Annotated in this window: 14 protein-coding genes and 1 pseudogene; 11 read left to right on the top strand and 4 right to left on the bottom strand. The window is 41.3% G+C overall.

The genetic code is table 11. From position 1 onward, the window contains the following. Positions 1–977 precede the first annotated feature (977 nt). The 3 genes from GNF10_RS38830 to GNF10_RS24685 all read left to right on the top strand — a co-directional run bounded on the left by GNF10_RS38830 (position 978) and on the right by GNF10_RS24685 (position 2,503). Complete coding sequence (locus GNF10_RS38830) at positions 978–1,106, top strand: hypothetical protein (RefSeq protein ID WP_260446043.1); 129 nt, start codon at positions 978–980, stop codon at positions 1,104–1,106. 273 nt (positions 1,107–1,379) lie between these two features. Then, entirely contained in the window at positions 1,380–2,216 is an 837-nt protein-coding gene (locus tag GNF10_RS24690; protein WP_185583610.1) for a hypothetical protein, read from the top strand. A gap of 74 nt (positions 2,217–2,290) precedes the next feature. Beyond that, the gene (locus GNF10_RS24685; RefSeq protein ID WP_185583608.1) at positions 2,291–2,503 is read left to right on the top strand and encodes a hypothetical protein; all 213 of its coding nucleotides are present in this window, start codon (positions 2,291–2,293) and stop codon (positions 2,501–2,503) included. A gap of 337 nt (positions 2,504–2,840) precedes the next feature. On the opposite strand, the gene GNF10_RS24680 is transcribed toward GNF10_RS24685, so the two are convergent. Next, positions 2,841–6,422 (bottom strand): NB-ARC domain-containing protein, encoded by a 3,582-nt coding sequence (locus tag GNF10_RS24680; RefSeq protein WP_185583606.1) that lies wholly within the window; start codon positions 6,420–6,422, stop codon positions 2,841–2,843. Positions 6,423–6,836: 414 nt separating this feature from the next. On the opposite strand from GNF10_RS24680, the gene GNF10_RS39505 reads away from it, so the two are divergent. After that, a complete protein-coding gene (locus tag GNF10_RS39505) occupies positions 6,837–7,004 on the top strand; it encodes a ribbon-helix-helix protein, CopG family (RefSeq protein WP_369009415.1) in 168 nt (55 codons plus the stop codon). Positions 7,005–7,242: 238 nt separating this feature from the next. On the opposite strand, the gene GNF10_RS24675 is transcribed toward GNF10_RS39505, so the two are convergent. Further along, positions 7,243–10,821, bottom strand: coding sequence for an NB-ARC domain-containing protein (locus tag GNF10_RS24675; protein ID WP_185583603.1), 3,579 nt, complete (start codon positions 10,819–10,821; stop codon positions 7,243–7,245). A 618-nt stretch (positions 10,822–11,439) separates the two neighbouring features. After that, a pseudogene (locus GNF10_RS38825) lies at positions 11,440–11,589 on the bottom strand (transposase); the annotation flags it as partial. 336 nt (positions 11,590–11,925) lie between these two features. Here GNF10_RS38825 and GNF10_RS24665 point away from each other — a divergent pair. The 5 genes from GNF10_RS24665 to GNF10_RS38010 all read left to right on the top strand — a co-directional run bounded on the left by GNF10_RS24665 (position 11,926) and on the right by GNF10_RS38010 (position 17,251). Continuing rightward, complete coding sequence (locus tag GNF10_RS24665) at positions 11,926–12,735, top strand: MIP/aquaporin family protein (RefSeq protein ID WP_185583601.1); 810 nt, start codon at positions 11,926–11,928, stop codon at positions 12,733–12,735. Positions 12,736–12,821: 86 nt separating this feature from the next. Then, complete coding sequence (locus tag GNF10_RS24660) at positions 12,822–13,595, top strand: glucose 1-dehydrogenase (protein WP_185583599.1); 774 nt, start codon at positions 12,822–12,824, stop codon at positions 13,593–13,595. A 426-nt stretch (positions 13,596–14,021) separates the two neighbouring features. Beyond that, complete coding sequence (locus tag GNF10_RS24655; RefSeq protein WP_185583597.1) at positions 14,022–14,186, top strand: hypothetical protein; 165 nt, start codon at positions 14,022–14,024, stop codon at positions 14,184–14,186. A gap of 96 nt (positions 14,187–14,282) precedes the next feature. Beyond that, positions 14,283–16,943 (top strand): glucosidase, encoded by a 2,661-nt coding sequence (locus tag GNF10_RS24650; RefSeq protein WP_185583594.1) that lies wholly within the window; start codon positions 14,283–14,285, stop codon positions 16,941–16,943. Positions 16,944–17,014: 71 nt separating this feature from the next. Further along, positions 17,015–17,251 carry a hypothetical protein gene (locus GNF10_RS38010; RefSeq protein WP_185592186.1) on the top strand — a complete coding sequence of 79 codons (237 nt, stop codon included), beginning with the start codon at positions 17,015–17,017 and terminating at the stop codon, positions 17,249–17,251. 246 nt (positions 17,252–17,497) lie between these two features. Here GNF10_RS38010 and GNF10_RS24645 read toward each other — a convergent pair whose 3' ends face one another. Beyond that, positions 17,498–18,214: a heme oxygenase (biliverdin-producing) gene (locus GNF10_RS24645; protein ID WP_185583592.1), complete on the bottom strand. Its 717-nt coding sequence runs from the start codon at positions 18,212–18,214 to the stop codon at positions 17,498–17,500. A gap of 572 nt (positions 18,215–18,786) precedes the next feature. Here GNF10_RS24645 and glmM point away from each other — a divergent pair. Further along, positions 18,787–20,259: a phosphoglucosamine mutase gene (glmM, locus tag GNF10_RS24640; RefSeq protein WP_185581610.1), complete on the top strand. Its 1,473-nt coding sequence runs from the start codon at positions 18,787–18,789 to the stop codon at positions 20,257–20,259. A gap of 327 nt (positions 20,260–20,586) precedes the next feature. Next, positions 20,587–21,125: glycosyltransferase family A protein (locus GNF10_RS24635; protein WP_185607252.1), on the top strand; the 539-nt coding region annotated here is incomplete at its 3' end.

Here is a 21,125-nt window from a genome sequence, read left to right as displayed (position 1 = left end):
GGATAAGGGGCGGGGGAAAGGGGAAAGAAAAAACCTTTAACCTTTACCCCAAACCCAATGCGAGTTAAAAATGCAAAACCCGAGCAGTATTGGAGAAGGTACGGTGGAGATGTAAAGTCAGCCCAAGGGGACGCACAGTTTTACCAAATTTAATTCGCTAAGAACTTATACAAAGCTGGACTAAGGTGTTATGCTTTGCCAAATCAGTTTTTACAGATGTACATTTTTGATAATTGAAATCGTGCTATTGCTTATGTACCGAGCTTTTTAGCCTAAATAGTACATTTGTCTGTGCAGCTTTAAATTTTAAGAGGAGAATGTCACAGGAAAAAAAGAACTTATCTTTATCTTAAGTTTCTTATCTTGAGTTGCAAAAGTTTTGTAAAGTTAGCAAACTTAACTGCAACAGGCATCAGTCAACCAACCACATAAATGAGGGTACGTAAGATGGGCAATCAGCAATGCTGCGAAACTTTAGATTTGTCTACATTACCTCTGGATAAACTCCTTCGGTTGCAGATTGAGTCTGCTGCTGAACGGTTGTGAGTACTAAGAAGGCACTTTGGCAGGGTACGAGATGCAGGAGTATTTACTTCTAATTCTTACGCTACCAAGTGGAGTTACCCTATGACGAAGGTTTACAATAGGGAAGACAGATGACACCGCCCATGCTTTGCTTCTTTTAGCAGCACTGCAACTAAAGGGCAGTTTGGACTTTGTTTGACACTATCTGATCAGAATAAGCGTTGCTTCTAATTAAATATGCGGGATGGTAATGAAACACATCCTGTGTGCAATCCATTTGTTACTTATAAAATAAAAGCTTCCTGTTAGTTTCCCTAAACCTTATATACGAATGAAGCCGTTTATCAATTAGGTTTCTGTCAATACATAAGTCTTAAGGATATGGGATTTTCTCGCAATCTAAGTCATCTTTAACTACCTCTTTTTTTGGAAACGTCCAGCGAAACTCACAATTGGACATTGCGTTTTTCAAAGAAAGTCAGCAAATTGCCCATGCCTTGGTAGCCAAGGCGGTGGCCAAGATGCTGAAAAACATAGAAATGCAATATGCATTTGATGTTTCGGTAGGTGCGATGGCATAACCGCCCGCCGTAGGCGATCGCATTCCTCTAGCATTCCAACAGCACAAGCTGTAACACAGTTCAATTTACTTACTTGACTGGCAATTTTTTGGAATTGTCGCTTAATAACGCCTTAAATAGCTCAACCCATTGTAGGGTGTACATTTTAACCATCGGGCGAAATGCTTGCTGTGCTGGATTTCATGGGTTATTTAGCTTATTTAGCAACAACTCTGTTATTGCCACGAGTGACTTGCCCCAATTCTGTAGTAACCCTAAGTGAGGAAAGGAACTATGCGTAATGACTTTTTAATTAATACTGATTCAGCGTGTTTCGTACCTGATGAAACAGCGATCAAGACTGCTAACTACGCCTCAAAGCACCGATCCAGTTCTGCAAAAAGTGGCGATCGCTTTGCCTCAAATATGAGTCATGCAGAGAAGATAGCTCAAACTCAGAAGCTTTTAGATAGAGCGATCGTAGATGCTTGGTACACAGTCAAGAGCGATCGCAGACCACCAAAACTGACCCGTACACGCTGGGTATGGCGACTTACAGGTCTTTACCATCTGTGCCACTCCACCACTCCACTGATGGAGGAAGCTGCTCAAGGCTTTGCTTCAGCAAACCGCAAGAGTTTAGCACAATGGGCTACAGAAAAAGCCAGAGAGGAAGCGGGTCACGACCAACTTGCCTTACTTGATATCCAGTCGATGGGATATAAAGCCGAAGCTGTTGTGGAAGCACTTGTTCCTCCCGCTGCAAAGGCTTTGATGGATCACTTTACCAGAAGCGTGCGGGACTCAGATCCAATCGGTTGCGTGGGGTATTCCTATACGGGGGAACGCCTAGCGATATGCAGAGGAGTGGAGTATATCCAGATGGTAGAGGCATTGCTACCACCGGATACCAATGCTACCCGCTGCCTGCGGGTACATAGTGCCGTTGGCAGTGATGTGAAGCATGTAGAGGAGACGATTGAGATGATTGCAGAGCTTAGTGATGATGAGCGTGTTCGCGTTGCGAGAGCCTGTTACAAAGCAGCGTTGTTGCGCTTTAGCCCACCTAAGGAACACTACATATCAGATGAGGAAATTCAGAATGTTTTAAAACCACTAGTGCTCGCTTAAAAACCGAACAACCAAAGACAACTCGTCTAAAACACCTTTGACAACATAACTCAAATAGCTACAAGGAGAAAAGAATGAAAACTACAACCGCTACAGTTATTGATCGGCAATCAATGGAAACTACACCAGCTACAGTTATCGATCGGCAATTTTTGAGTCCCGATTATTGCAGCCTCATCAAGAACAGCTTCGAGGTTTTGGATGACATGGAGATCGATTTGGAAAGCATTATGGTTAAGGAGTTCGCGCGAGGATTGCCAAGTGACATTGACGGCAGCGATGTTTAATTGTTGCTTACCTGTGTATTTTAATAAATCAGGTTTGAGCTAACACATCATGTCCCTGATTGTCTAGTCACTATCAAGTGAGTGTTGAAAGAAGCTTTGAGGCTAGTTTAACCTAACTACTGTGACAAATAGACAGTCAGGGATTAACGCTTATGACCTGATATTTCAGTCATATTTTGTGGTGAGTTTCTCTAGAGAGGTAGTCTCTTCAGGTTTGGTATAACTAATCTTTGTAAGTCTTTGGCTTTGTCCTGTTTATTATTACATCTTTTACTTTGTACAAAGCTTATAAAGCTTTCCAACTTGTGGCTAATAGTCAGAGCATATCTGGAGTAATTTAACTGTTAGATAAGCTATTTTCGGAAGTAACTGCTCCAAGAAGTTTCAACATAGAAATCGTTGCGCCAGTTATACCTGTAACCTCTTGAATATTTGTTCCCTCATATAATTTCTTGGGTTTCAAAATCTTTAAGCACTCACTCGCGCTCACATTCCAAAGTCGAATTGTATCGTCAGTGCTGCTACTAGCCAAAGTTTGATTATCTGGGCTAAAAGCTACTGACCAGACGAAAGCCGAATGTCCACGCAAGGTTTTTTTGCACTCACCAGTACTAAGATCCCACAACTTTATTGTATGATCGGGACTGCTACTGGCTAGGGTTTGACCATCTTCACTAAAGGCGACTGTTTTAACGATAGAATTATTCTCACCAACCTTAAAAATCTTGAAACAAGTACTATTTTTGACACTCCACAACCGAATTGTTCCGTCATAACCACCGCTTGCCAGCAGTTCACCATCTGGACTAAAAGCAATTGACCAAACCCAATTTTTATGTCCTTTTAGGGTTTCTTTGCACTCACCAGTACTAACATCCCACAACTTTATTGTGTGATCCCATCCACCACTTGCCACTGTCCTTCCATCTGGACTGAAGGCGACTGATGAAACCGCAGCATGATGTCCCAGGAACGTTTGTAAGGCTTGACCCGTATTCACATCCCATAGCTTCACAGTTTGATCGTCACTACCGCTTACCAACATTTGCCCACCTGGACTGAAGGCAACTGACGTAACCGCAGCACGATGTCCCAGGAAAGTTTGCAAGGCTTTACCCGTATTAACATTCCATAGCTTCATGGTTCGATCGTCACTGCCGCTTATCAACATTTGCCCATCTTGACTGAAGGCAACCGATCGAACTGCACCACAATGTCTCAGGAAAGTTTGCAAGGCTTTACCCGTATTAACATCCCATAGTCTCACTGCGCGGTCTTGACTGCCACTTGCCAGCGTTCTTCTATCTGAACTAAAGGCAACTGACCAGGAATGGCTAGTATACCCAATGAAAGTTTTAAGACATTGGCCAGTGCTAACGTTCCATACTTTTATGGTTTGGTCATCACTGCTACTGGCAAGAAGATCGCTTTGCAAATTAAAGGCAACAGAAAGCACCCAACCAGAATGTCCTTCAAGAGTTCTAAGACATTCACCAGTGCTAATGTTCCATAGCCTCACTGTTTGGTCGAGACTACCACTAGCGATGAAATTGCCTTGAGGACTAATTGCAGATGACCAAACTGGGGCACGATGCCCATGTAGACTTTTGATACATTCACCAGTGTTTAAGTCCCACAATTTCACTGTGTGGTCATCGCTACTACTCACTAGTATTTGGCCGTCTGGACTGAAAGTGATTGACCGTACACCATCATCATGTCCATGAAAAATTCTTTTGCATTCATCACTGTTAATATCCCATAACCTAACTGTGTTGTCATCACTACCGCTCGCTAAGGTCTCTCCGTCTGGGCTAAAGGCTACTGATATTACCCAATTTGTATGCCCCGAAAAAGTTCTCAGGCATTCACCAGTTCTAACATCCCATAGTTTTATTGTGCGATCGTTACTGGCACTGACTAACATGTTACCATCTGGACTAAAGGCTACTGACCAAATCTCATTACTATGTTTTTGAAAGGTTTGCAGACATCGCCCTCTGCCAATATCCCACAGGCGCACCGTATAGTCACTGCTTCCACTAGCAAGGATACTACCATCTGGACTAAAGGCTAGTGACGGAATCCAGTTAGTGTGTCCCTTACAAGTTAGAAGGTGCTTCCAATCCGAAACTTGGTAAAAGTGGATCTCACCACCAGTATCACCCATTGCCAAAAGTTTTCCATCAGGGCTAAAGGCTACCGATGAAACTCCACCAAAAGTTTCAGCAAAAACAGACCGATCGAAATTGGCGTTTTGAAAATTGACATAGTGCAATTTCACATTTCGCAGGTCTGCTTGCCAAACACTCAGAAAAGAAAAATCATAACCGCTGAGGTCAGTTCCTAGATAACAAAGCAGATTGAGAATATTCCCAGTTGTATAACTGTGTTCTAGCGGTGATGTTTCTCGTGACTTTCCTATAATTTCAGTCAGCTGATTTTCAAGGTTTCTTTTGCTTCTCAAGACAGCCAGCAACCCATCTATAACTGGCTTCAGAATCAAGCGAATTTGAGTTTCCCTCACATAATCTTTGGCTGTCGCCTTTATTAAGGCATGACACCTAAACAAATCAAGATTCTGAGTTTCAATCTCCTGACAAACTATCTCTATCAATCGCTGAGTAACATACTCCATGACTACAGGTTGTAGTGTGAAAAGTGCTGTGCTTTTCTCAACTAGCGATCGCCTTACCAGAGACTCCAGAGCCTCCAGTAAATTTTGTGGTGGAATTGGTGATACAATATCCTCTCGTATTTCTGATAGCGAAACTGGCTCACGATTGATTGCTAGCCAGTACATGATATCCTTCTCTAAATTTGCCAAGCGCGAAAACTGCTGGTCTAGCAGATCGCGAATGCTGCCAAAAACAGCCGTGTAATGTTGGAGAAATTCAGCAACATTACCATCAAACACATCTTGTATCGTTGTAGCCACTATCTTCAAAGCTAGGGCATTACCTGCATAACGCTCGACTACTGCTGGTAATTCTGACTCTGAGCCAGAAAAACCCTTGGCTTCAAAGATTTTTTGCCCTGCTACTACCTCTAAACCACTGAGTTGTAATGAGCGAACACCCAGTGTTTCTCCTCCAAGTGAGGCTACATCTTTGGGTTTTTCACGAGAAGTCAGCAACAAGGTGCTTTGATGCATGACTTGTCCCAATCGTTTGATCAGTAAGCCGTAATCTTCATAGCCTTCTCGATAGCATCCTGCATAAGCGCCTGTTTGCAAAATAGTCTCAACATTATCTAATACGATCAGACAGGGCTGTTGTTGCAAATATTCAATTAATTGTGATATTCTACCATCTACACTTTTTGGTAAGTCAGTTTCTAAAACCTGCTCATTAGAGAAAAATTGAATGAAATTTGCCAGCAGGTCAAAAAGTGGGGGAGCATTGTAGAGCGATCGCCAGATAACGTACTCAAACCATCCTTGAACCTTTTGTGATAACTTGGCAGCAAGAGTTGTTTTACCAATTCCTCCCATTCCTAACAGCGCCACTACTCGACAGCGTTTCTGGATCAGCCATTGCTCTAGTAAAGTAAGTTCATCTGTGCGTCCATAGAAAATAGATACATCGACCATTTCTCCCCAATCAACGCGCTTGGGGTTCTTCAAGTCTTCCTGCCCTTTTAAATCAGAGTCTGGGCTTGTATAATCGCTTTTATCCAGTTCTAAATTAAACATCATAAACAAACGAACAAGCGTCCGTTTATCAACCCCGGTTTCACGAGTAAGTATCTTTCTGAAAGTGACAGGAGTGATCCCAGCTTGTTCGCTTAATTCTTCTAAGGTAGATTTTGAGCCATTGTTTTTCCTAAATTCCCACTCAAGTTTGGCATTCTGAAGCTTTTGCCAGCCTTCACGAGTCAGTATAAGCCCACGATTGCGTTTGGGTTTATCCGGTTTCATAATTTCTTAGGGAGAATTGTATTTGGAGTAATAGGCTCCTACGACTGGCGTTTACCAAGGGAATTCTCTGTAAATCAAAGTTGTTGAAAAAAAAGCAAAGCTAAATAATCGATAAAACCCTGTCAGAGCAACCATTTAAAAAGCCTAATTTTAGGTAGTTAAAACGGAAATAGTACAAGAGCCTGAGGGACTTTAGACGTTATTAAGCGACAAGTCTATTATTAGCAAACGAAGAGTTTATTTGTAAATTTATACCCACCATCCATGATTACATTGATAAATATCTTTTGAATTGAGTTAGCAAGTATTTACTCTAATGGAAAAAAATTAAAATTTACTGTTTTTAACTTTTACTTTCTCTTGATTACTCAGTAGTTTTCTATATAATAGTAATTGAAAAGTCATTAAAAGTCAATGACAATGGCTAGAAAAAATGCTGCTAATTTAACAATTCAATTTTCGCTTGAGGAGAAAATAATTTTGGAGGAATATTGTGAGAAAATGCAGCGGACAAAGAGCGATGTAATTCGAGAGATGGTACGCACGCTTAAAAAATACTTAGACAGTAGCCAAAGTCTTTAGTAACTTCGGAAACCCATACTTAAAAAGTAAGCTGTTGTGCATCTAATGTTCCAGAATGAAGTCCCTAAATCTGCAAAATAGGCAGTTATATCTCCAATTTCTGCAACCAAGTTAAATACGCAATAGCTTATGGGTTTTCAAACCTCTGTAATTTTATATATGCAACGAATAAATTAAAAAACCGTCTCTTCGCTCCAGGCTCAACACAAAGTGAAGCTGAGTCAAGCCGAGGAGAAAGTTAATTTTCGATTGCTCCCAAAACTTTCAAAGAAGTAATAGTTGCTTGGGTTAAACCTGTAACACCAGTAATATTCATTTCCTCATAAGGCTTTTCGTTTCTTAAAGTTTTTAAGCATTCACCCGTCAAAACATCCCATAATTTAACAGTTTCATCTTCGCTGCCACTTACCAGGGTTTTACTATCTGGACTAAAGGCAACTGACCTTATCCAGTGAGTATGACCATGCAAAGTTTTAATACATTGACCGGATTGGACATCCCACAACCTTACCGTTTGATCTACGCTACCGCTAGCCAAAAGTTTACCTTCCGGACTAAAAGCAACCGACAATACCCAGCTTGTGTGTCCTAACAAAACTTTCAGACATTCACCTGTGCTAACATCCCAAAGCTTCACTGTTTTATCTTTACTGCTACTGGCTAAGGTCTTACCTTCAGGACTGAAAGCAACCGACAATACCCAACTTGTATGTCCCGACAAAATTTTGAGACATTCACTTGTGCGAATATCCCAGAGCTTTACTGTTTGATCATCACTGCTACTGGCCAGGATATTACCTTCAGGACTGAAAGCCACCGACCATACGCCATGACTATGTTCCAAAATATTCAAAACTTGACCAGTGTTAACGTCCCAAAGCCTTACAGTTTTGTCATCACTGCCACTGGCGAGAATTTTACCTCCAGCATCAAAGGCAACTGACTTTATCCAGCCAGTATGTCCCCGTAAGATGTTGCAACATTGGTAGGTGCTGCTATCCCACAGCCTCACAAGTTGATCGTAACTGCCACTTGCCAATATATTACCTTGAGGACTAAAGGCAACTGTTCTGACTCGATTAGGGTGTCCTCGTAAAGTTTTGTAGCACTTCCCATCCGCGACATCCCAGAGCTTTACAGTTTGGTCATTATTGCTGCTAATTATGGTCTGCCCACCAGGAGCAAAGGCAACAGACCACACCCCATTATTGTAGCCCTGCAAGTTCCTTAAGGCTTGACCAGTGCTAACATCCCAAAATCTCACAGTTTGGTCATCACTACCACTGACCAAAGTTTGACCATCTGGACTAAAAACAACAGAACAGACCAAACTTGTGTGCCCCTGCAATGTTTTAACGCATTCTCCTGTGCGGAAATTCCATAGCTTCACAGTTTGGTCATCACTGCCACTAGCCAGAATATTACCACTAGGAGCAAAGGCGACTGACCTAACCTTATCACTATGTCCCAGGAAAGTTTTCAGGCACTTCCCATCTAAGATACTCCAGAGTTTCACAGTTTGGTCATCACCACCACTAACCAAGGTTTGACCATCCAGATTGAAAGCAATTGCGGAAACCGAACTAGTATGTCCCTGCAAAGTTTTGAGGCATTCTCCTGTGCGGAAATTCCATAGCTTTACGGTTTTATCACTACTAGCACTGGCGAGAATTTTACCTTTAGGACTAAAAACTACAGATAATACTGAATCAGTATGTCTCTGTAATATTTTGTAACATTTGCTATCCGGAATACTCCACAAACGCACTGCCCAATCATCGCTGCCAGAAGCTAGAACTTCACCTTGAGGGCTGAAGGCAACAGATCGTACCCGCTCAGGATGTTCTGTTAAAGTTTTCAGGCATTCACCTGTCTTGACATCCCACAATTTCACACTCTGATCAGCACCTCCACTGCAAAGAATGCTACCACTTGGACTGAAGGCGATCGCTCGAACCCAATCAATATGTCCTAGACAGGTCGAAAGTTGTTCGCCTTCACCAAAGTCTCGCCACAAGCAAATTTTGCCATTTGCGTCACTCGCCGCTAAAATTTTTCCATTCGGGCTGAATGCTACTGCAGAAATTTTGCTAAAATTTTTACTAAAAACCGATTTAGATAAATTAGCATTTTGGAAGTTGACTTGAGGTAAACTTACACCCCGCATATCTACTTGCCAAATGCTTAGGTTAGAAAAATCATATCCTCTTAAATCTGTCTTTAACTGACGAAGCAAGTTGAGAATATTTCCGCTTGTATATCCAGGTTCCAGTGAAGATTCTCTTTGCAGCTTGACTAAAATTTCATTTAAATGATTTTCTAGCCTTCTTGGAATTTTAAAAATAGTAAAAAGTTCATCAATAACTGGCTTAATAATTAAGCGTATTTGAGTTTCTCTAGTATAGTCTTTGGACTGAGCTTTACTCAAAGCATAATATTTAAGAAGCACAATTTCTTGAGTTGCAATCTCTTCATAAGTTTGCTGAATTAATTTGCTAGTGACATATTCCATTACTACAGAGTGTAATGTGAAGAGTAAACCATTTTTTTCATTTAGCGTTGACTGAAATTTGTCGATGAGGCTTCTCCTAATCAAAGATTCTAGAGCTTCTAGTAACTTGTGTGGTATTACTAATGAAGTTAAATCTTCTTGCAAATTGCAGAGTGAAATTGACTCACGATTAATTGCCAGCCAATACATAACCACACGTTCTAAATTAGATAAACGCTCAAACTGCTGTTCTAAAACCGCATAAATATCACCAAAAACAGATGTCTTTTGGCTCAAAAACTCAGAAATATCACCATTGAAAACATCTTGAATAGTCGTTGCAACTATCTTCAAAGCCAATGGATTACCAGAATAAAGCTCAATCAGTGTTTTATTTTGGGACTCTGCTCCAAACAAACCTTTCAGGTGAAAAATTTTTTTTACTTCTTCCTCATTCAGACCCCTCACTTGTAATGAACGAACAGGTAGTGCTTGTCCTTCCTGTAATGCCACGTCTTTGGGTTTTTCGCGTGAAGTCAGCACTAAGGAACTTTGATGCATAACTTGTCCCAATCGTTTGATCAGTAAGCCATAATCTTCATAGCTTTCTCGATAGCATCCTGCACAAGTGCCTGGTTGCAAAATAATCTCTACATTATCTAATATGATCAGACAGCGCTGTTGTTGCAAATATTCAATTAGTTGTGATATTCTCCCATTTACACTTTTTGGTAAGTCAGTTTCTAAAACCTGCTCGTTAGAGAAAAATTGAATGAAATTTGCCAGCAGGTCAAAAAGTGGGGGAGCATTGTAGAGCGATCGCCAAATAACGTATTCAAAACATCCTTGAACCTTTTGCACTAATTTGGCAGCCAGAGAGGTTTTACCAATTCCTCCCATTCCCAACAGCGCTACTACTCGACAGCGTTCCTGGATTAGCCATTGCTCTAGTAGAGTCAGTTCGGCTGTACGTCCATAAAAAACAGATACATCGACCATCTCTCCCCAATCGACGCGCTTTCGAGACTCCAAGGCTGAAACTGTCGCTAAATCAACATTTAACTTAAAATAGTCTTGGGAATTTAGCTCTAAGTTAAACGCCATGAATAAATAAACTAGCGTTCGTTTGTCAACCCCTTCTTGGTTAGTAAGTATCTTTGCGACTGTATTTGAAGTTAATCTAGCGCGTTCACTTATTTCTTCTAGAGTGTACTTGGAGCCAAATTTTTCTCGAAGTTCCCCTTCAAGTTTTGCCTGCTGAAGTTTTTGCCAACCTTCAGGAGTAAGTATAACGCCACGATTCCGTTTTCGCTTGTGCCGATTCATAAATTATGAATACCTATTTTTTACAGCAAAAGCTTATGGACAGACCTTTAAAAGTAGTGATCCCCGTCAGTTTTGGTTCAAAGCTTAGTCATGCATGGAATCAGGGCTAACAATATCTAAAAAATTATACCTGATGGCGCATTCGCCAAGCATATTCCTTTGGGACTGGGTATTGGTTAAAGGCGATCACGTACACTACTTGCTGGGGAGCGAGTAAAGGAATACCTTATAAAGATTTATCAGAGGCTGTTTAGACATTTATGCAAGTTCCAAAATAAATTGGAACTGCCTAGCTAGTAGGATTTGAGGAAAGGAAAACAGAGACATTACCAAGTAACGCATCAGTATTGAAGAAGGCAGGAGGCAGAGAGCGGAAGGTTCAATATATTCGGGGATTCAATACCGTACTTAATTGGGGCCACAAAACAAGAAAATTTGGTGGGGGTCTTAAACCCAAGTTCGGTTCGGTCACGGTCAAAGAGCAGAAAACAGTATTCCTTGTCTACGACACGCTGCGCGATCTGCCCTCTGCCTTTCTTGATAACTTCCAATAGATTAAGACCACGCTTAGATGCAGTGGAAAGATGCATAACTAATATTGGCAAGTGAAACCGCAAAATCGAAGGTGCGAAAACCACCGGAAATTTTCTGCTTACACTTCATCATCCGCAAGTCACGTTCTGCTTGATTATTCGTAAACGGAACATCCAGTTCTGTCAAAAACCGTAAAACATCATCAACATAATTTTGAAGCCGCAACAATAAGTTATGTCCAATGATGTATCTGGGTTCCAGGCATTTTTGAGCATTTTGTGTACTCCCCTTACCCTGCGTGGGTTCGAGGCTCATTTCTTCCTCAAAAATGTTTAACTCCCGTTAACAGCCTTAAGTTCAGTAATAACGTATAGATCTTTGCTGGTGAAGACAGGTTTGAAATGAAATAATAATAACCATACCATTTCTCTTCTTTAATACCACATACCACAATGAGAAGGCACAAGTACGTTCGCGCAGTATCTTATAGAGGAAGATAAAGCGTAGAAGAAAAACCTCATAAATTCGGTGGTGCTGCCTAATTGGCTAAAGTCGAGCAGAAAGAAACTCATGAATACTTTCACAAATTGGAAAACTCTAAATTGGTCTGAATATGGTGCAGAGTTGGTGGGAACTGCTTTCAATCTTTTGGTTGGATTCAGTATAATCACCTTCAACTTTGGCAAAGGCTTGCCTATGGAGCATCTCATCCCGGCTGTGAGTCCTCGTTTATTAATTAATGGTCTCATTTTCGCTGGAAGTGGTGCATTATTTAGCATTTCCCCTTTAGGAAAACTGAGTGGTTCGCACCTCAACCCCTGCTTATCATTGGCATTCTGGATGCAAGGTAAAATGCATAAACAGGACTTAATTGGATATATTATTGGTCAATTTTTGGGCGCAATTATTGGCACATCTTTAGCATTCGCTTTGTGGGGAAATTACCTGGTCAGTGTCAATTATTGTATTACTTTACCTGGAATAAACTATCCCTTGTGGTATGTATTTCTAGCTGAAGTTTTCATGACATTTATGTTAGTGCTGTCTATCTTTATCTTTTTGAGTCATCATAAGCTATTGCGCTGGACACCTTTAATGGTGTGGCTTCTAGTGGCAACTATGGTTTGGTTGGGAGCGCCCATATCTGGTACCAGTTTGAATACAGCACGGAGTATGGGGCCTGCTTTCGTAGCATGGTATTGGCAAAATCAATGGCTTTATTGTATTGCATCTCCACTAGGTGCATTAACTGCTGTGGGAGTTTTTCAACTGATAGCTATGGGTGAACGTGAAGTTTTGACCGGCAAACTTTTTCATGTTCCCAATTATCGTTGTATTTTTAAGAATGTTAAGGTGCCACATCTGCAAAAGCATCAGTAAATTTAAATAAAAATCCAGAATTCTGACTCCTGAATCCTGTTTTATAAGACCTGAAAATATCAAAATACTCTAAAAGGAGAAAGCTAATGAAAAAACTAGAAGGTAAGGTAGCTTTAGTAACTGGTAGTAGTGGAGGAATTGGCCAAGCTATTGCCGTACATCTGGCTGAACAAGGTGCAGATGTTGTAATTGATTATCGCTCTCATCCCGAAGGCGCTAAAGAAACTTTGTCGAAAGTAGAAGCTGCTGGTAGCAAAGGCTTAACTATTAAAGCTGACTTGAGTGTAATTAGCGACATCCGTCAACTTATAGACCAGGGTATTCAATACTTTGGCAAGTTAGACATTCTAGTGAACAACGCTGGTATCGACGGTCGAAATGCTGACTTCTGGAATATCACCGAAGCCGACTATGATGCAGTGATTAATCTCAACCTCAAAGGGACATTTTTCGCCACTCAAGCGATAGTGCAGCACTTCATCGAAACCAAGCGAACCGGCAAAATCATCAATATTAGCTCTACCCATGAGGAAATAGCATTCCCCCACTTCACTGCTTACTGTGCCAGCAAGGGCGGTGTAAAGATGACGATGCGTAACCTAGCAGTTGAGCTTGGGCCATTAGGAATTACAATTAACAACGTGGCTCCTGGAGCAATTGAGACACCAATCAATAGTAAGCTGTTAAATGACCCTGAAAAATTAGCAGCCTTATTAAAAAACATTCCCTTGGGTCGCTTAGGTAAACCACAAGATATTGCACCTATAGTTGCTTTCTTAGCCTCAGCCGATGCTGACTACATCACAGGCGCAACCTTCTATGTAGATGGGGGATTGAGTCGGAACTATCATGAGCAATAGGTAAACTAGAACGCTAGCCCTTTCAAGGTGAATCCGAAAATTTGTTTTTTCTCTCTCCTCTCTTTGTGCCTCTGTGGTTTAAAAGTAATTTATCAGGAAAGGCAGAGGGCAGGAGGCAGAAGGCAGAAGGGAATTCTGATTCCTGCCCTCTGCTACGACCGGAGGGAGTAAGGGTTTAAGACCCCCACCAAATTTTCTTGTTTTGTGGCCCCAATTTAGGAGGGGTTTGAATCCCCTTCTAAATTGAACCTTCTGCCTTCTGCCTTCTGCCCTCTGCCTCCTGCCTTCTTCAATTAACCTTATTAGGCGTAGAGAACACAGAGTAAAGAGATTAAATATGCAGCCTTGATGTGGAACAGCTTAGTTTATCTTGGCTCTACCGTTCTAGAGTTTTTGTGATCTGGAGTACAGAACCTACTATCACTTATGAGTATCAGCTTTGGACGCGAAATTTGTGGTGTTCTCAATTTGGCAGCAGGGCGAGAATGGGTTCAACAACGGGGTGTATGTATTGCTCAAGCCTGGACGGTAGCAGAAGTGCTTCGCGCCTGGATAGCAACAGAACCTACCATAGAGAATTCTGAATTTTAAGTTTTGCATTCATCCAAAATCAGCATAAATAGTATTATTTGAGCCACTTAAAACAACCTTGTGCTAAAGATTTTTAATCCAAAATCCTAAATCACTATGACCCAAGAAGAAGCAAGATTAGCAGCAGACCGCGATCGCACAGCCTACTGGAAACGATGGGGTTCCTACCTGAGTGAACGCCAGTGGGGAACAGTGCGGGAAGACTATAGCCCTGATGGTACCGCCTGGGAATTCTTTCCCCACGACCATGCTCGCTCTCGTGCCTATCGCTGGGGAGAAGATGGAATTGGGGGAATTTCTGATAATCATCAGCGACTATGTTTTGCGATCGCTCTCTGGAATGGTGAAGATGCAATTCTCAAAGAAAGGCTTTTCGGCCTCACCGGGAAAGAGGGGAATCACGGGGAAGATGTTAAAGAATACTACTTCTACTTAGATAACACCCCGACTCATTCCTACATGAAATATCTTTATAAATATCCCCAAGCCGCTTTTCCTTACAGTCAACTGGTAGAAGAAAATCGCCGCAGAGGTCGCCAAAAATCAGAATTTGAATTAATCGACACAGGTATATTTGACCAAAACCGCTATTTTGATGTCTTCGTTGAGTATGCTAAGGCTTCACCCGACGATATTTTAATTGAAATTAGCGTTATTAACCGAGGCCCAGAAGCAAAAACGCTGCATTTGTTACCAACGCTTTGGTTTCGCAACACCTGGTCTTGGACTGGTAATCAAGAAGAAAAGCCGTGGTTAAAAATTAGCCAATCTAACTCTGACCTCAGCACCATCGAAGCTTATCACCCTTCTTTAAAAACTCGATGGCTGTACTGTAATGAAACTCCAGAACTACTATTTACAGAAAACGAGACTAATAATCAAAGATTATTTGGGGTTAGCAATGCTTCGCCATACGTTAAAGATGGCATAAATAATTATGTAGTGAATGGGCAAAAAACGGCTGTCAATCCCAATCGGATTGGTACTAAGTTTGCGGCTCGTTACGAATTACAGGTCGGTGCGGGCGAAACCAAAACAGTGCGATTGCGGTTAAGTGACGTGCAAAATTTAACTGCACCATTCGGGACTGAATTTGATACAGTTTGGCAACAACGCCAGCGTGAGGCGGATGAATTTTATCAGCGAATCTGCCCGTTACCGATGTTAGAAGACAGGCGTAATGTCCAACGACAAGCATTTGCTGGGATGCTATGGAGTAAACAATTTTACTACTATGTAGCCGACCAATGGCTAAAAGGCGATCCGGCAGGTCCCCGCCCGCCAGCATCACGCCTCAATGGCAGAAACCATGAATGGTTTCATTTATTTAACGACGATGTAATCTCCATGCCCGATAAATGGGAATACCCTTGGTTCGCGGCTTGGGATTTAGCTTTTCATGTAATTCCGCTCGCTATGATTGACCCGGATTTTGCCAAGCTGCAACTGAGCCGCTTGACACGCGAGTGGTATATGCATCCTAACGGTCAACTACCTGCTTATGAATGGGCTTTTGGTGATGTGAATCCACCGGTTCATGCTTGGGCAGCATGGCAAGTTTATCAGATTGAGCAAAAAATCTATGGTCGTGCAGATAAAAAATTTCTGGAGAGCGTCTTTCAAAAATTACTGCTGAACTTTACTTGGTGGGTTAACCGGAAAGATTTTGAGGGCAAAAATATCTTTCAGGGTGGCTTTCTAGGCATGGATAATATTGGTGTCTTCGATCGCAGTGTTCAACTACCAACTGGTGGATATCTGCAACAAGCAGATGGTACAAGTTGGATGGCGATGTATTCTCTGAATATGCTGACGATTGCCCTAGAGTTAGCCAAAGAAAATTCTACCTACGAAGACATCGCCAGCAAGTTCTTCGAACATTTCTTATACATTGCTGATGCCATGAACGGCGTTGGTGATGCCGAAATCGCACTATGGGATGAAAATGATGGCTTTTACTACGATGCTCTACATTTACCTGATAGTCATCAATTCCCGATGAAAGTGCGATCGCTGGTGGGGCTAATTCCATTATGTGCCGTGAGCATTTTGGAACCAGAGACCTTAGAACAGTTGCCAGGTTTTAGAGAGCGGACGCAATGGTTTCTGAAAAATCGCCCCGATCTGACCCGAAATATTGCTTGTATGCAGAAACAAGGAATTGGCGAACGCCGGCTGCTAGCGATCGCTTATCCAGATAAACTCCGTCGCATCCTAGAAAAAATGTTAGATGCAACAGAATTTTTCAGCCCTTATGGTATTCGCTCTGTTTCTAAAGTTCATGCATCTCATCCTTACGCTTTGACCGTAGATGGTCAGGAGTATCGGGTAGATTACGAACCTGCTGAGTCTAGCACAGGAATGTTTGGCGGTAACTCCAACTGGCGCGGGCCAATTTGGTTTCCGATTAATTATCTACTGCTAGAATCACTACAAAAATTCTATCGCTACTTCGGCGACGATTTCAAAGTTGAGTGTCCCACCGGTTCAGGCCAAATGATGACCCTCAAGGAAGTATCAATTGAATTAGCTCAAAGACTGATCCAAATTTTTCTTGCAGATGCTTCTGGTAGACGACCTTTTTACGGTGGAACGGAAAAATTCCAAACTGACCCGAATTGGCGCGACTTGATTCTGTTCAATGAATACTTTCATGGAGATAATGGCGCTGGTATTGGTGCTAGCCATCAAACTGGTTGGACGGGTTTAATCGCCAAATTAATCCAGCAGTGTGCAGAACAGGTGTTGTCAGATTAATTTCGGACTTCTGCGATTCAAGTAATGCTCTGGATCGCTCTCCTGGCTCTATATGCTTAATAAAACTATAGATGCTTACGTATGCTGTCACACTTTCCCTCTGGATCGATGATTATTTTTTAAGACTTGTTTACAATCTACTAAATCTAGATTATCACTTTCATCAAGTTTCTTTTGCCAGTGAATTTTCTAGCAGCTATTTTGTCGAGGAGCAATTTAGCCGACATAAAAAAGTTCTGTATGATAGATATGATTTACCACTACAAGATGAAGATAGCGATCGCACAGCAATATCCAGTTTGGGATGAAGATCGCCCAGAAATTACCTAATTTTGAATCCTAAATCTAAAATCGAATGGCTCCTAACTCTTTTAATCACAATTGAGGGGCAATCTCCCCATGCTTGCTTTCACAAATAGAAAACAGTCACAGGGCTATTGCCCCTAAATATTTTGAGCGTTAATCGCTCTTGTTCCAGAAATACCTGTAAATTATCTTGCATCAGGCTATCTGAACTTAGACTCCACACACCATACTCCGCAATGTCAATACCGTTACTCAGCAGTGACGAGTTCAGTACTACCGCGTGTCCGTCGCCGTGTGAGGCTGTTGAACACCATTACACCGATCGCTTTAATCAAATTGCCTTCCAATTCTTGGAACATCTTCATATTCGTGCCAAAGGCGGCGTTTGCTTCATTAACAATGCGATCGGTTGCCGCATCGTCAAGGGGTAATTCATCCAAAATTTGGCGATACTTTGCTTTGAATCCCTTCTCATCAGGAATTTCTGGAAACTCATAAAAAGCTGTTCCTTGCCCATCAGACAAATTCATCGCCGTTACAGCAATGTTTTTGAGAATTTGTCCCCCAGATAAGTCGCCCAAGTAACGAGTATATGAATGAGCGATTAACAGTTCCGGTTCTGTGGCAGAGATTTCTCGGATGCGCTTTACATAAGCTTCACCTGCGGAAGATAGTTTGATTTGCTCTCTCCAGTTAGCACCAAAGTAATAACTCAGGTCTTGCTCTAAGGTAGACTTGCGGTTTAGCTGGGGAAAGTTGATTTTCGAAAGAATTGGGTGCTGGCGATGCTTTTCCATTTCTTCTTCCATCGCTGAGTAGACGAAGTAGAAATTAGCAACTAGTTTCCGGTAAGAGTTTTTTTCTACTACTCCTTTTAAAAAGCACTTGACAAAACCTACATTTTCTGCCATTGTGTGGGCTTTCTTAGTGCCTACACGTAATTTGGTTGCTAAATTGCTGCTCATGCTAAATTTCTCAACTTTAAAAAGTTAACTGCCGAGTTTTAATTCACTAACGGCTAAAAATAGCCATTAAAACGTTACCTTAAAACTATTTGATGAGAATTTATATTAAAATTTTTTAAGCTGCGATGATTTTGTAGTTTTTTACACAGCAATAAAAGTACGGTAATATAACTTTACATTCTGATGCTTTGATTTTCTGTTGTTATAAGCTAACTTTCGCTTTCATTATTAGTTTTACCAAAGAATATCCATAATGAAATCTAAGTAATATTCCTTACATTGTATTTCTTGTTAATAGCATTGCAAAACGTGAACTGAATACAGATAAAAATCAAGACTCAAGTTAATGGCATAAAAGAAATAATTAGCTAAAATGTGGAGACTTTACTAATAATGTAAAAACCAATACTGGCTTCATGAAATATTTACAATTAGAGAGTTCGTAATTCAGTATAATTACGTAAAAAAGGCTGGATTTAGAATGAATTTCTAAAGAGAAAAAGCATGTCAAAATTGCTGAATAAAGTCTTAAGTGCTATTTTTCAGTGTGATTGTGTGGAGTGTTTAAATATATGGTTTCATCTATAACTCGGATACCAGGCATTCCTGGAGATTCTCCTTCCGAAGCTGAAGGATTGGGCAAAGCGATTGAAAGCAGTTTTGGACTGAATTTAATCCCACTACCGGCAAATGCTTTATTTGGTACAGATGGGATTCGCGGGCGAGTCGGAGAATTGCTGAATGCGCCCTTAGCTTTGCAAGTTGGTTTTTGGACGGGGATTGTTTTACGTAACCATGCTACTCAAATAGGGCCAGTCATTCTCGGACAGGACTCTAGAAACTCCAGCGATATGCTAGCAATGGCTTTGAGTGCAGGGTTAACAGCAGCAGGATTAGAAGTTTGGTATTTGGGATTATGTCCCACTCCTTGCATTGCCTATCTCACCAGCATCAGTGATGCGATCGGTGGAGTAATGATTTCTGCCAGCCACAATCCCCCAGAGGATAATGGAATTAAGGTTTTTGGCGCAAATGGTGGAAAGCTACCGCAAATATTACAGGCAGAAATAGAAGCTGGGCTACGTGGGAAAATATCACCGATCGCTAAAGTCAGTAATTGCGGACGGCATTACTCACGTTTTGAGTTAGTGGGGCATTATGGCGAGGCGTTAAAAAAACCTTTAAATGGTGGCCTCAATCTTGAGGGAATGAAGATTGTTTTAGACTTGGCGTGGGGTGCAGCAGTCGGGTTAGCACCATCAGTATTTACAGAAATGGGGGCAGAAGTGATCTGCTTGCATAACGAAGCAGATGGCGATCGCATTAATGTCAACTGCGGTTCCACTCATTTAGATATTCTTGCCGCCACAGTCCAAGAACACAACGCCGATATCGGCTTTGCCTTCGATGGCGATGCCGATCGCGTCTTAGCAGTAGACAATACTGGCAGGCAAGTTAACGGCGATTACATTCTCTACCTGTGGGGACGGCATTTACAAAAAAACCAACAACTACCAGACAACCTGATTGTATCTACAGTCATGGCCAACTTGGGCTTTGAAAAAGCTTGGCAACAAATTGGTGGTAAATTAATTCGTACCGCCGTTGGCGATCAATACGTACAAGCCGAAATGCAGCGAACTGGGGGAATGTTAGGCGGCGAACAATCAGGTCATATTCTTTGCCGTCATTATGCTGTAACTGGAGATGGCTTGTTAACAGCCTTGCATATAGCAGCTTTGGTGAAAGAAGCGGGTGTTTCCCTAGCAGAATTAGTAGATCAAAGCTTCCAGACATATCCGCAAATCTTGCGGAACGTGCGAGTTACAGATCGCGATCGCCGTTTGGGATGGGAAGATTGCGAACCGGTACAACAAGCGATCGCTCTTGCAGAAGCGGCAATGGGTGATTCTGGTAGAATCTTGGTTCGCGCCTCTGGTACAGAACCAGTAATCAGAGTCATGGTAGAAGCCGCCAATGCCGAACTTACCAACTACTGGACAAATGAATTAGTTTCAAAAGTCCAGCAACATCTGATGGACTAAGTTAGCTATTATCTCAGCTTTTAACAAACGCCAATTTTCCGTCACAGCTTCTACAAATTAACCAGCCTTGGTTATCTGTAGAAGCTGTGACATTTTTATTTGTATTGTTATATAATATCCGCCTAATTAATTATCAAAAAGCTCACCACGTCATCACATCAGTCTGAACGTGTTATTATTTACTTCGAGATTCTTCGCTATAAAACTCATATTTAATTTTTGAACAAATTCAGCAATACTCAAAAATGCTTCTTTTACTATTGCCTCTTAAGCAAATTAACTTTAAAAATCAAAGCAGATTCCTAAACTTTATCCAAGGATAATATCATGCTTGTTTTTGTTATCCCACTTAAAAGTGCAAAATTTTCCAATTCCTGGGAACGTGTTACCCAATTATTTGAAAGGTGCATTAAATCAGTTTGCAATCAAACCTCACTTAACTTTCACGTTATTGTTGTTTGTCACGAAAAGCCAAAAATCGAATTCACCCATTCTCATATTACATACCTTACAGTTGATTTTTCTCCTCCCAACGAGACTAACCCTGTAGCAAAAGGAGACACAGATAAAGGGCGTAAAATCCTGAAAGGATTAATTTATGCTCAAAAATTTTCTCCGACTCACACTATGGCAATTGATGCTGATGATTGTGTCAGCAAAAAATTAGCCCAATTTATTCAACAACATCCTGATTCAGATGGATGGGTTATTAACAAAGGTTATAAATATCAAGAAGGTAGTAAATATGTATATATTAAAAGAAAGAATTTTTATAAGATGTGCGGTAGTTGTAACATTATTCGCTACGACCTGAACTATTTGCCCGAAAGCGCAGAGTATAATCGTGGCTACGGATACTATAGATA

The sequence above is a fragment of the Nostoc sp. UCD121 genome, assembly GCF_014222285.1.
In the GTDB taxonomy this organism is placed as follows: Bacteria; Cyanobacteriota; Cyanobacteriia; order Cyanobacteriales; family Nostocaceae; genus Nostoc.
Note: the sequence above shows the minus strand (reverse complement) of the source record. Positions and strands in the feature narration are given on the sequence as shown.

Bases quoted from the DNA above. Each gene is read 5' to 3' on its own strand.
- glmM (WP_185581610.1), top strand. From the start codon at position 18,787: ATGGTTTCATCTATAACTCGGATACCAGGCATTCCTGGAGATTCTCCT.
- GNF10_RS24685 (WP_185583608.1), top strand. From the start codon at position 2,291: ATGAAAACTACAACCGCTACAGTTATTGATCGGCAATCAATGGAAACT.
- GNF10_RS24655 (WP_185583597.1), top strand. From the start codon at position 14,022: ATGAGTATCAGCTTTGGACGCGAAATTTGTGGTGTTCTCAATTTGGCA.
- GNF10_RS24675 (WP_185583603.1), bottom strand. From the start codon at position 10,821: ATGAATCGGCACAAGCGAAAACGGAATCGTGGCGTTATACTTACTCCT.
- GNF10_RS24660 (WP_185583599.1), top strand. From the start codon at position 12,822: ATGAAAAAACTAGAAGGTAAGGTAGCTTTAGTAACTGGTAGTAGTGGA.
- GNF10_RS24665 (WP_185583601.1), top strand. From the start codon at position 11,926: ATGAATACTTTCACAAATTGGAAAACTCTAAATTGGTCTGAATATGGT.
- GNF10_RS38010 (WP_185592186.1), top strand. From the start codon at position 17,015: ATGCTTACGTATGCTGTCACACTTTCCCTCTGGATCGATGATTATTTT.
- GNF10_RS24645 (WP_185583592.1), bottom strand. From the start codon at position 18,214: ATGAGCAGCAATTTAGCAACCAAATTACGTGTAGGCACTAAGAAAGCC.
- GNF10_RS24650 (WP_185583594.1), top strand. From the start codon at position 14,283: ATGACCCAAGAAGAAGCAAGATTAGCAGCAGACCGCGATCGCACAGCC.
- GNF10_RS39505 (WP_369009415.1), top strand. From the start codon at position 6,837: ATGACAATGGCTAGAAAAAATGCTGCTAATTTAACAATTCAATTTTCG.
- GNF10_RS24680 (WP_185583606.1), bottom strand. From the start codon at position 6,422: ATGAAACCGGATAAACCCAAACGCAATCGTGGGCTTATACTGACTCGT.
- GNF10_RS24690 (WP_185583610.1), top strand. From the start codon at position 1,380: ATGCGTAATGACTTTTTAATTAATACTGATTCAGCGTGTTTCGTACCT.